This is a genomic window from Actinomyces timonensis (genome assembly GCF_040702965.1).
In the GTDB taxonomy this organism is placed as follows: domain Bacteria; phylum Actinomycetota; class Actinomycetes; order Actinomycetales; family Actinomycetaceae; genus Actinomyces; species Actinomyces timonensis_A.
This window is the reverse complement of sequence record NZ_CP159989.1, coordinates 19,797-31,657: the sequence shown is the minus strand read 5'-3', so window position 1 is coordinate 31,657 and position 11,861 is coordinate 19,797. Positions and strand designations below refer to the sequence as shown.

The 11,861-nt window shown below is 71.9% G+C and carries 9 protein-coding genes; 7 read left to right on the top strand and 2 right to left on the bottom strand.

Annotated features, from left to right (window positions below; translation table 11 throughout):
- Nucleotides 1-54: 54 nt before the first annotated feature.
- The 7 genes from ABXS69_RS00125 (at nucleotide 55) to ABXS69_RS00095 (ending at nucleotide 9,832) form a co-directional block, all read left to right on the top strand.
- Nucleotides 55-825: a DUF4194 domain-containing protein gene (locus ABXS69_RS00125; RefSeq protein WP_366180625.1), complete on the top strand. Its 771-nt coding sequence runs from the start codon at nucleotides 55-57 to the stop codon at nucleotides 823-825.
- Entirely contained in the window at nucleotides 822-3,113 is a 2,292-nt protein-coding gene (locus ABXS69_RS00120) for an ATP-binding protein (RefSeq protein WP_366180624.1), read from the top strand. The genes ABXS69_RS00125 and ABXS69_RS00120 overlap by 4 nt, the downstream gene beginning before the upstream one ends.
- A gap of 140 nt (nucleotides 3,114-3,253) precedes the next feature.
- A complete protein-coding gene (locus tag ABXS69_RS00115; protein WP_366181595.1) occupies nucleotides 3,254-4,366 on the top strand; it encodes an SbcC/MukB-like Walker B domain-containing protein in 1,113 nt (370 codons plus the stop codon).
- On the top strand, nucleotides 4,363-5,568 hold the full coding sequence (locus ABXS69_RS00110; RefSeq protein WP_366180623.1) for a DUF3322 domain-containing protein: 1,206 nt from the start codon (nucleotides 4,363-4,365) through the stop codon (nucleotides 5,566-5,568). Before ABXS69_RS00115 ends, ABXS69_RS00110 begins: the two co-directional genes overlap by 4 nt.
- A gap of 21 nt (nucleotides 5,569-5,589) precedes the next feature.
- A complete protein-coding gene (locus ABXS69_RS00105; RefSeq protein WP_366180622.1) occupies nucleotides 5,590-6,195 on the top strand; it encodes a methylated-DNA--[protein]-cysteine S-methyltransferase in 606 nt (201 codons plus the stop codon).
- A 71-nt stretch (nucleotides 6,196-6,266) separates the two neighbouring features.
- Nucleotides 6,267-8,312: an alpha-amylase family protein gene (locus tag ABXS69_RS00100; RefSeq protein ID WP_366180621.1), complete on the top strand. Its 2,046-nt coding sequence runs from the start codon at nucleotides 6,267-6,269 to the stop codon at nucleotides 8,310-8,312.
- 383 nt (nucleotides 8,313-8,695) lie between these two features.
- Nucleotides 8,696-9,832 (top strand): CAP domain-containing protein, encoded by a 1,137-nt coding sequence (locus tag ABXS69_RS00095; protein ID WP_366180620.1) that lies wholly within the window; start codon nucleotides 8,696-8,698, stop codon nucleotides 9,830-9,832.
- A 469-nt stretch (nucleotides 9,833-10,301) separates the two neighbouring features.
- On the opposite strand, the gene ABXS69_RS00090 is transcribed toward ABXS69_RS00095, so the two are convergent.
- Together ABXS69_RS00090 and ABXS69_RS00085 are read right to left on the bottom strand one after the other, a co-directional pair.
- Entirely contained in the window at nucleotides 10,302-10,649 is a 348-nt protein-coding gene (locus ABXS69_RS00090; RefSeq protein ID WP_366180619.1) for a cyclophilin-like fold protein, read from the bottom strand.
- A gap of 205 nt (nucleotides 10,650-10,854) precedes the next feature.
- On the bottom strand, nucleotides 10,855-11,850 hold the full coding sequence (locus ABXS69_RS00085) for an alpha/beta hydrolase (protein ID WP_366180618.1): 996 nt from the start codon (nucleotides 11,848-11,850) through the stop codon (nucleotides 10,855-10,857).
- Between the last annotated feature and the right edge of the window lie 11 nt (nucleotides 11,851-11,861).

Below are 11,861 nucleotides of genomic sequence, written 5' to 3'. Positions count from 1 at the left end.
CCGCCACCGCCGGCACTGTCATCGTCGTCGCCCGCCACGGCCGACGGCCGGGCCGTGCTCCCTGAGCCCGCGGCGCCGGCGGATCACGGAGCGCCCACGGACCCGGCTGAGCCGGCGTCGGAGACGCCCCCGGGGGCGCTGTGGGACGGCGACGCCGGAACCCTGCCCCGCGGCACCCGCCGTGCCATCGTCCGGCTCGTCCAGGGCCCCTACCTCTCCGCCGCCCTCCACCCCGAGCTCTGGCAGGCCCTCATGGCCGACCTCGACGCCGTCCGCCACCACCTGGCCAATATGTTCCTCGGCCTCATCGTGGACCGCGAGGCCGGCTTCGCCTTCGTGCGCAACGCCGACGACCCCACTGGCCAGGCCCCCTCCGTCGTGCGCGCCATGCCCCTGACCCTCATCGACACCGCCCTCCTGCTCCACCTGCGCACACTCCTCCTGCGCACCATGGGCGCCGGTCAGCGCGTCTTCGTCGACCGCTCCGAGCTCATCGACCACCTCGCCATCTACCGGCGGCGCGCCTCCACGGACCTGTCCGGCTTCGAGCGGCGCGTGAGCGCCTCCATCACCAAGATGGTCAAGGCCTCGCTCCTGCAGGCCACGAGCGTCGACGAGCGCTATGAGGTCTCCCCGATCCTCCCCCTCGTCTTCGGCGCTGACCAGGTGGCCGCCGTCGCCGCCCAGCACGAGGCCATGCTGGCCGAGGAGGGCGATGACGAGCCCCGGCCCGGGGGAGCGCGGGGAGCGCGAGGCTCTGAGCGTCCGCAGGACCCGCGGCGCTCCCCATCCACCCGGAGCGCTGACTCCGAGGAGCGGCCATGAGAACGACGACGCCCCCTGCCCCCACCCGCGAGCGCCGCCGCGCCGCTTCCCCGGTGCCCCCGGCGCCGCGCTCGGCCCGCACGCGCTCGCGGCTGCGCGAGGCAGACGCCCAGCACCGCCTGTCCCGTATCCAGGTCCACAACTGGGGGACCTTCAACGGCTACCACGACCTGCCCGTGCCCCGCGACGGCCTCCTCCTCACCGGCCCGTCCGGCTCGGGCAAGTCCTCCCTGCTCGACGCCCTGTCCGCCGTGCTCGTGCCCGCCAAGAACCGGCGATTCAACGCCGCCGCCCAGGACTCCGGCTCCACCGACCGCGCCCGCACCATCCTCAGCTACGTGCGCGGCGCCTACCGGCGCACCACCGATGGCGCCACCGGCGAGGTCGTCACCGACTTCCTGCGCGCCGGCGCCACCCGCAGCGGGGTCGCCCTCACCTTCTCCCAGGGCGGCGAGGCCGCCGAGTCCCTCACCCTCATCGTCCTGTTCCACGTGCGCGCCGCCACGAACGCCAGTGACGCCGTCGCCCAGCTCCTCCTCATGGCCGACGGCTCCCCGGATCTCACGAGCCTCCTGCCCTACCTCGCCCACGGCATCGACCGGCGCGCCATCCGCCGCGACCATCCCGAGGGCCTGCGCCTGTTCGACAAGTACGAGGCCTTCGCCACGGCCTTCCGCCGCCGCCTCGGCCTGTCCAGCGAGGTCGCCCAGCGCCTCCTCCACCGCACCCAGGCCGCTAAGTCCCTGACCAGCCTCGACGCCCTGCTGCGCGACTTCATGCTCGACGAGCCCGAGACCCTGCGCCTGGCCGACGCCGCCGTTGAGCAGTTCGGGGAGCTGCGCCAGGCGCACGCGGCCGTCGTCGAGGCCCGCGAGCAGGAGAAGGTCCTCGCCCCCCTGCCCGAGCTCAGTCGCACCATCATCGACGCCGGAGCCCAGCAGGCCCACGCCGAGGCGCTCGCCGCCGCCGTGCCCGGCTACGTCCACCACCTGCGCCTGGCCCGTCTGGAGGAGGAGCGCGACCGCGCCGCCGCGGCTGTCACCGGCCTGGAGGCGGAAGTCGCCCAGGCGGCCGCCCGCGAGGACTCCGCCGTCGCCGACCTCGACCTGCTGCGCGCCGAGCGCCACGGGGCCGCCGGCACTGAGCTGCCCGCCGCGACCGCCCGCCTCGAGGCCGCCCAGGCGGAGGCGGCCCGTCGCGCCGACGCCGTCCGCGCCCTGGAGCGCTGCTTGAGCGAGCTCGACGCCACCGCCCCCGCCGATGCGCGCGCCCACTACGAGCTCCAGGCGGTCCTGGCCGCCGAGGACTCCTGCCTGCGGGGCCAACTGGCCTCCCTGCGCGCCGAGCGTGACACCGCCGGCCTGGCCGCACTCGACCTCAAGCGCCGCATCGACGCCCTGACCACTGAGCGCGAGCAGATCCTCGCCAGCCGCTCCGCCATGCCCTCACGCCTGCTCGGCGCCCGCGACCTCATCGCCACTGTCATCGGCCAACCCGCCTCCGTCCTGCCCTTCGCCGGGGAGATCCTGCGCGTCGTCGACGGCGAGGAGGACTGGCGCGTCGCCATCGAGGCCGTCGCCGGGAAGCTTCGCCACCCACATGCTCGTCCCCGACCGCCTCTACCGGGACGTGCTCGCCGCCGTCGACACCCTCCACCTGGGCGCCCGCCTCCACTTCGACCGCCTCCTGCCCGCCGCTCAGGCCGCCCGCGGCATCCCCCGCGTCCCCGGCGGCGCCCTGGCCCGCAAGATCGAGCCCATCCCCGGCACCGATCACGCCGACTGGCTCAACGTCGAGCTCATGCGGCGCTTCGACCACCTGTGCGTCGAGGGCGTCGAGGAGCTCGCCGCCGTCGACCGCGGCGTCACCCGCGCCGGCCAGGTCAAGTCGTCGCGCACCGCCTACCTCAAGGACGACCGCCGCGACCTGGCCGACCCCCGCGCCTGGGTGATCGGTGTCGACGCCCGCGAGAGGCTCGACGCTCGTCGTCGATGAGCTCGCCGCCCGCGCCCGGGAGAAGGCCGAGGCCGACGCCCGCCTCGACGGCCTGGAGGCCCGCGAGGCCGTCCTGCGCGATCGGCTCGCCGCCTGCCAGCGCGCCACGGAGTTCACCTGGGAGCAGATCGATGTCGCCTCCGCGGCCTCCCAGGCCGAGCAGTGGGCGCGGCGCTGCGAGCAGGCGCGGTCCGCCCAGCCGGGCCTGGCCCAGCTCGACGCCCGCATCGAGGCCGCCCGCCGGGCGCTCGCCCGGGCCCGCGAGACCCTGCGCGGGCTCAGCGCCTCCCTGACCCGGGAGGCCGAGAACCGCGATGCCGCCACCGCCGAGCTCGACCGCCTCCGCGAGCGGGAGCGGGCCCTGCTCGCCAGCGCCCTCACCCCGGGCGACGAGGAGGAGGCCCTCATCCTGTCCGCCCCCGAGTCCGGGCGCATGCGGGCCGAGCTGGACGAGCGCTTCCGCACCCAGAGGCGCCGCCGCCCGAACCTGGAGGAGATCAGCGAGGTCGCCGCCCGCGTCTCCAAGGAGATCGTCGAGGAGCGCGAGGCCGCCGCCCGTCGCGAGGCCCGCGCCGTGGCCAGCGCCGTGGTCACGATGTCCACCTTCGTCGCCACCTGGCCCGAGACCCGCGGCCAGGTCCTGCCCGAGATCGACTACCTCGACGAGTTCCTCGCGATCCTGGCCCGCCTCCAATCCGACGACCTGCCCCGCCACGAGCGCCGCTTCGCCGCCCTTCTGCGCTCCCAGTCCCGCCAGAACATCGGCCAGCTCACCTCTGAGATCCGCCGCGCCGTCAGCCAGGTCAGGGCCCGGATCGGGCCCGTCAACGACGCCCTGGCCACCACCGAGTACTCGCCCGGCCACCACCTGCGCATCAAGGTCGAGGAGCGGCGCCTGCCCGTGGTCAACGACTTCCTGCGGGACCTGGCGACCATCGCCTCGGGCAGCCTCGAGCTCGACGAGGAGTCCCCCGATCGCGCCGAGGAGCGCTACGCCCTGCTCGGCCGCGTCATGAGCCGGCTCGGCTCCTCCGAGCCCCGCGATGCGGCCTGGCGCCGTCAGTGCCTTGACACCCGCCTCCACGTGGCCTTCCGCGCCGAGGAGCGCAATGCCGACGGCGTCGTCGTCGATGTCTACGAGGGCGCCTCGGGCCTGTCCGGCGGGCAGCGCCAGAAGCTCGTCGTGTTCTGCCTGGCCGCCGCCCTGCGCTACCAGCTCACCGACCCCGGTAACCAGCTGCCCGGCTACGCCCTCGTGGTCCTCGACGAGGCCTTCGACAAGACTGACGCCGACTTCACCCGCGCCGGCCTGGAGGTCTTCCGCGGCTTCGGCTTCCAGCTGCTGCTGGCCACTCCCATGAAGATGCTCCAGACCCTCGAGGAGCACGTGGGCGGCGCCGCCATGGTCACCAACACCCCCGAGGGGGACGCCTCCGCCCTGTCCATGGTGCTCTTCGACGCCGACTCCCTGCCGCGCCGGGGCGCCTGGGCCGGCCCCGAGCAGACCGGCGACCTCTTCGAGGGCTTCAACCTGGAGGCGCTGTGAGGGGCCCGGCCGAGCTCGCCGCGCGCGCCGCCGTGCGCTACCAGCGCGTCTACGCCGCCTGGGCCGCCAACCCCGACCAGGCGCGCGCCGAGGTGCTGCCCCTGGCCCTCGACCCGCCCACGCAGGACCTCGCGCTCGCGGACGTCGACGGCGTCGCCGCGTGGATCGCCGCCTGGCGCCAGTGGGAGCGCTCCGCCCCCGGCACCGTCATCTGGGAGGGGCGCCGATGGGCGTCGCTGGGAGCCCAGCACCTGCCCGTACGCGCCCAGCTCGTGGGAGCCGATGCCATCGCATCGGCGGCGGGCCGCGCCGGCCACTGGGGGCTGGCGAGCTCGCGGGCGGGGATGATCGCGGGCATGCTCGAGGCCCTGGGCGTGGGGCCCACCGGCCTGTCTGGCCAGGACGGCGCGGCCGAGGCGGTGGCCGCCGTCATCGGCGAGGTCGTCGAGTACGAGGACGACGACGTCGAGCGCCTCGTCGCCGCCGTGGCCTGGCTGGCCTCGCATCCGGCATCCGGCCTCTACCTGCGCCAGCTGCCGATCGCCGGTCTAGACACCAAGTGGCTGGAGCGGCGCCGCCGCGTGGTGGTGCGCCTGCTCGGAGCGGCCCGGGGCGGGGACCGCCTCGTGGAATCCGAGCTGGGCCTGCGCCGTCCTCCCTCGACCGTGCGCGTGCGGATCCTCGACCCGGGCCTGGCTGCCGGGGGCCTGCGCGACGTCGAGGCCCCGGTGGAGGAGGTCAGCCGCATGTGGGCCGATCGGGCTGGGTTCATCGATGTCGTCGCCGTGGAGAACCTGGCTACGTTCCTCGCCCTGGAGGAGCGGCCGCGAACCGTGGCCGTGTGGGGCGCGGGCGGCAAGGTCATCCAGACGCTCCCCCTGCTCTCCTGGGCGCGCCGCGCGCGCCGCGTCGTCTACTGGGGGGATCTCGATGCCGACGGCATGAGGATCCTGGCCTCCCTCACCCAGCGCCTCCCGGGGATCGTGCCGGTGCTCATGGACGCCCCGACCCTGGAGCGCTGGCGCTCCCTGGCGGTGGCCGACCCCGGCACGCGGGCGGGCCGCGACGGCCCGCAGCCCGAGGGCCTCGGCTACGAGCAGATGCGCGCCTGGCGGATGATCATCGACTGGGGCCTGCGCCTGGAGCAGGAGCGCCTGCCCTGGGACGAGGCGACGTCCGCCCTGTCCCTCGCACTGGCATGAGGGGCGCGGGAGGATAGGGGCATGGCGCGACCTCAGCGGGACCGGGACGACGACGGGCTGGCGGCCTCCGTCGCCACGGTCCCCACCCCGGATGGGCCCTTCACGATCATCGTGGGCAGCGCCGTGCTGGCCTCGGGGTGGACCGAGGATCCCGCCGGGCTCCTCGCGCTCATCCACCCCGGCCTGCGCCCCGGGCGCCTGGAGGAGGCGTCTGCGGGATCCGTTCCCGGGGCCCTGGCCCAGGCGCTCTCCGCCCTGGAGGCCTATTACGACGGCGAGCTGGGCGCCCCCGCCCGGGTCCCGGTCCTCCAGCGCTCGGGCCCCTTCCGCGAGCGGGCCTGGGAGGTGCTGCGCGGCATCGGCCCGGGGCGCCTGGTCAGCTACGCCGAGTACGCCGCTCTGTGCGGCAGCCCCCGGGCGGCGCGGGCCGCGGCCGGCGCCTGCGCCTTCAACGCCGCCGCGCTCTTCGTTCCCTGCCACCGGGTGGCTCGTGCCGACGGCTCCCTGGGCGGCTTCCGCTACGGTCCGGCGACCAAGGAGAGCCTGCTCGCCCGCGAGGGCCGCCGGGCCCAGGGGGCCGACGCCGGCCGCCTCGCCGATGACCTCGTCCAGCGCGTGCGCGCCTGAGTCCCGCGGTCGTCCGAGGTCGAATCGAGGATCGGCTGTTGCGAGGGCCCGGCGTAGGGAATCATGGTCGCATGACCTCCCAGCGCCGCGCCCCCGAGACACAGCCCGTGCCCACCCCGCTCGTCGGCATCCCCGACGAGGTGTCCCAGGCCGTCGTCACCCCCTTGGCGGGGCTCGGCCCCACGGAGCGGGAGATCTTCACGACCCGCCTGGAGCGCTGGTACCCCGATGTCATCGACGGCCTGGTCACCCTCTACGGCGAGCCCGCGGCGACTCGGGCGGCCACGATCCTGCTGACCGAGGCGGCGGCCGCCTACGCCCAACGGAGCCCCGAGCTGCGCCACCTGGACCTTCAGCGCATGCTCAACCCCTCCTGGATCCAGGACCCCTCTCGCATCGGCTACGCCTGCTACACCGAGCGCTTCGCCGGGAACCTGCGCGGCGTCGAGGACCGCATCCCCTACCTGCGCGAGCTCGGCGTCAACTACCTGCACCTCATGCCGCTGCTCACCCCCCGTCCAGGGGACTCCGACGGCGGCTACGCCGTCGCCGACTACCGCTCCGTCCGTCCGGACCTGGGCACCATGGACGACCTCGAGCACCTGGCCGGCTCCCTGCGCGGGGAGGGGATGAGCCTCGTCGTCGACCTCGTCCTCAACCACGTGGCGGCCGAGCACGAGTGGGCACGGCGCGCCCGGGCGGGTGAGGAGCGCTACCAGGACTACTTCTTCCTCTTCCCCGACCGCGCCGAGCCCGACGAGTACGAGCGCGATCTGCCGGAGGTGTTCCCGGACTTCGCCCCCGGCAGCTTCACCTGGAACGAGGAGCTCGCCTCCTGGGTGTGGACCACTTTCAACTCCTTCCAGTGGGACCTCAACTGGCGCAACCCCGACGTCATGGAGGAATTCGTCTCCATCGTCCTGGAACTGGCCAACCGCGGCGTCGAGGTGCTGCGCCTGGACGCCATCGCCTTCACCATCAAGCGCAAGGGCACCGACTGCCAGGGCCAGCCTGAGGTCCACGCCATCACCCAGGTGCTGCGCGCCGTCACCCGGGTCGCCTGCCCCGCCATCATCCTCAAGGCCGAGGCGATCGTCGCCCCCACGGAGCTCGTGCAGTACCTCGGCCAGGGCCGGTACACGAACAAGGTCTCCGATCTCGCCTACCACAACTCCCTCATGGTGCAGGTCTGGTCCATGCTCGCGGCGCGCAACGCGGTGCTCGGCGCCCACGCCCTGCGCAACCTTCCCGCCGAGTCCCCCAGCTCCACCTGGATCACCTACCTGCGCTGCCACGATGACATCGGCTGGGCGATCGACGACGGCGACGCCGATGCCGTGGGCCTGTCCGGCTACTGGCACCGCGTCTTCCTCTCCGACTGGTACGCGGGCCTCTACCCGCTGTCGGACGCGCGGGGCCTGGTCTTCCAGCACAACCCGGTCACCGGGGACCGGCGCATCTCCGGCACCGCAGCCTCCCTCATCGGCCTGGAGTCCGTGGCCGAGGCCTGGGAGGGGATCAACGACCTCACGCCCGAGCACGAGGTCGACTCCCTGTGGCAGTGGCGCGAGGAGCGCATCAACGCCCTGCGCATGGCCAACGCGATCCTCTACGGATGGGGCGGCGTGCCCGTCATCTGGTCCGGCGACGAGCTGGCCCAGTTCAACGACCCCAACTGGGACACCGAGCCCGGCCACGAGGCCGACTCCCGCTGGGCGGGCCGCCCCCGCCTCGATGAGCGCCTCATGGCCACCCGCTGGGACCGCTCCACCATCGAGGGCCGCGTCTTCACCGACCTTGCCCACATGGGGCGGGTGCGCGCCTCCCTGCCCGTGCTCAGCGCCGACGTGCGCACGCAGGTGGCCCCCCTGGACGACGACGGCGTGCTCGTCACCTTCCGCGACCACCCGCTGGGCAGTTTCGTGGGCGTGTACAACGTGACGCCGGAGTGGAGGCGGATCCCCGCCTGGCGGCTGGCGGAGCATGGCGTGCTCGGCGCCGTCGACGCCCTGACGGACACGGTCCCCTCGGGCTCGGCGACTCTCGAGGGTGACGGCGACGGCATGGTCCCCGTGCCGCCCTACGCCGCCTGGTGGCTCGTGCGCGCCACCGACTGAGCGCCCGGTGGAGCGCGTCGCGGGCGGCGCCGCGTCCGGCCTGTCTCAACGCGATCACGGGGCGCTGCGGGAAGCGCCCGCGCGGCGCGCTCGCGGTCCCGCAGCGGCCCCGGCGCCCGCCCAGGTCATCGGTGAACCGTGACGAATACGAGTCCGCCCCGCGATGAATGGGGGGTCAGGAATGCCGCCGGGCGCCGTAGGCAATTCGTTATCCTGGCCCGCGTCATCACGGGGAAATATCGATATTCGAGCTGCCTGAGCGCTGCTACCATCGTCCGCGCCAGGTCGTCCAGAACTCAGGAATCCGGCTCCTCGCTACCGCTCGTCCTCCATCCCCCTCCCCGCTCCTGAGATCCCTTCCCCTCCGTCCCTGAGAGATCCCCATGCCCTTCTCCTTGAAAGAACCCCAGAGCATCGCGCTGCGCGGAAAGCGACTGGTGAACGCGCTCGCCTCCGCCCTCCTGGTGGGATTGGCCGTGGTGCCGGGCGCGGCAGCCTCGATCGCGGCTGCCGACGGCTCCCGCCCATGCGTCCAGAGCTGCGGTGATCCGCTCGGCTTCACCGACACCCCTGGGACGGTCGGCGCCCTTTCCGCCCCCGTCGTGTCGGATTCCAGCCAGACCGATCCCAAGGATCATCGTGCCACCACGGTGATCTCGGGGGAGGGCTCAACCGCCAAGAAGGTGACGGTCTCGCCCTCCGTCAACGATGTCCCCGAGGGCACGGTCTCCGACGATGACGCGCTGGGGTGGTCGCCGTCCGCCATCGCCGTCTACGAGCAGCAGATCCTTGACCGTGTCAACCAGCTCCGGGTCGAGCAGGGACTCAAGCCCCTCAAGCGCGCGGTCAAGCTCGACGCCGTCGCGCGAGACTGGAGCGCCCATATGGCCTCCTATGGCGTGGGATCGAATAATCTTCCCAAGGGGTTCCACCACCACCTGACCAAGAAGGGCGCCCCGGAGAACTTCTGGGATCTGTACCCTTCTGGCTGGGGCGGTGGATCTGAGAATATCGCCTGGCAGTACTACTATGGGCACAAGAACGGCAATCAGGGATACTCCCTATTCAATCAGTGGCTGCATTCCCCGGGGCATTTGGGTGCCATGCTCGACCCGTCTTTCACGCATATCGGCATCGCCGTCCACTATTCCGTCGCCACTCACTCCTGGTACGCTACCCAGAATTTCGCGCTGTACCGCAATCCCGCGAGCGTCGGCGCTCTGACTCCGGCGGCCGGCTCCCGGGTCGGGGCGTCGAGCAACTCCTTCTCCGGCTCCCGGCCGGCAGCCGCCGCGGCCCCGGGGCGCCCCGCGACCGCCGCCCCCCGGGCGACGGGCTGGGTCCGCTCGGGCTCGACCTGGTACTACATCGACCCGTCGACGGGCGCCAAGGCCACCGGCTGGCGCTTCATCGGCGGCTCCTGGTACTTCCTGCGCCCCGGTGGGGTGATGGCCACGGGCTGGGTGTCCGACGGTGGGAAGTGGTACTTCATGGACGCCTCGGGCGCCTGGGCGCGCTGAGCCGTATCGCCGCCATACTGCCGACCCCGTGCCTGCCGCCCGAGGGGGCGGCGGGCACGGGGCCCCTCTGTCTCCGCCGGAGATAATTGAGCCCGAATCGTGATTCAGTCACGATGTCAGACGTGCTCGCAGATCAGTTGCCCAGTGTTATCGGAAGGTGATCACTTCGGGGGGATGAGGAGCGGGGGTAGTTGCTGCTTCGTGATTTTTCGGGTGTTCCTCGTCGGCGGTCTGTGCGAGCATGGCTACTGCTTCGGCGTGATCCCCCTCCTCGCCGCAGCGCATCCCTAACCTCTTCGATGATTGGTGATCGACGAGCAACCCGATGAACAAGGCCCGGGCGGCTGCGGCCATGGCCGCAGCCGCCCTCGGCGCCTGGATCGCCTGACCCCCGTCTGGCCTGACTTGCGACGCCTTGGTTTTCTGAGGTTCGCTGCTTGTCTTGCTTGGTATTGCGGCGCGCGATCGCTCACTCGCTACGTATGGTGACCGTCACGTCCCCGTTGCTGAGCGCCCGTCGCAGCTGGTCACCGTCGACGTCGGTGATGCGTCCGATTCGGGTGTAGGACCAGGCGTGGGTGTGGTAGAAGATGGAGAGCTGGTCGCCTTGATAGAGCAGTACGTCGCCTGGTCGAGTGGTGATCCGCTCGTCGCTGGTTGGTAGACGTTGGGGTAGTGCTCCCACTTTCTCGAAACCGCCGTAGTCTTCCAGGCTGAGCACGAGGCCGTCCCCCGTGACGAGATCGGCGAACGCGCGCGCTGACGGGTTGTCGGCGAGCTGTAGCTCAAGGTCGTGTCCGTTGACGGAGATGATCATGGTGGAATTCTCCTCAGCGTTGGTGGTCTTGTTCGATGCCGATGGCGCCGATGGCGCGGGCGAGGGCATCGCTGACTCGTTCGCACTGGACGGGGGTGACGAAGGTGCTGCGCACGCGACTAGCCCCGAAGCAATGAGCAGGGTGGTCGTGACCCTCGCGACCCTCGCTGTCTGCCGGCGGAGATGAGGGGTGCGATGCGCGTTATCACGCACGGTCGCGTCCGAGATAGGTGGTGAAGAACCGCTCGATCGTGTCGAAGGGGATGGCGTGCGCGTCGCCTCCGTCATAGAGGTCGACGTGGGTCGCACCCGGAACGATGACCAGCTCCTTGTTCTCACCCGTGAGAAGTGCGAAGGCGTCCTCGCCCATGTAGCGGGAGTGGGCGCGTTCGCCGTGCAGCACCATGACGGCGTTCTCGATCTCGTCGGCGAAGCGCAGCAGGTCGGTGTTCATCCACGACAGGTTCGACGTGGTGTTCCAGCCGTCCGTGGAGTTTCCGGAGCGCGCGTGGAAGCCGCGCTCGGTCTTGTAATAGGCGTGGTAGTCCACGAGGAACTGTGGCGCGTCTGCGGGTAGCTCGTCCGGGACGCCTCCGGCTCGGGCGTAGGTTCCGGCGGCGTAGTCGGCGCTTCGTTGTGCGGCGAGAGCCCGGCGGGCGGTCATGCGCTGGCCGGCGGAGTCCTCGGCGTCGTCGTATCCCTTGGTGGCCACGCGGGTCATGACGTACGGGGTGGATGCGAGCGTGGCCTTGATCCGGGGGTCGAGGGCGGCAGCGTTGAGGCCGATGCCGCCCCAGCCGCAGATCCCGATGATGCCGATGGCCTCGGGGTCAACATCGTCTCGGGTGGAGAGGAAGTCCACGGCCGCACAGAAGTCATCGGTGTTGATGTCGGGGGAGGAGACTCGGCGTGGCGTCCCGCCGCTCTCGCCGGTGTAAGAGGGGTCGAAGGCAACCGTAATAAATCCGCGCTCGGCCAACGTCTGGGCGTACAAGCCGGAGGCCTGCTCCTTGACCGCGCCGAATGGGCCGGACACGGCCAGAGCGGGGAGGGGGGCGGTGCCGTCTTTCGGGCGATAGAGATCGGCGGCGAGCTCGATGCCGAAGCGGTTGTGGAAGGTTGCCTTGCTGTGCTCGACCTGCGTGCTGAGAGGGAAGGTCTTGTCCCACTCGGTGGTCATCGTGAGGGTGTGGGATGACATGGTGGCTCCTA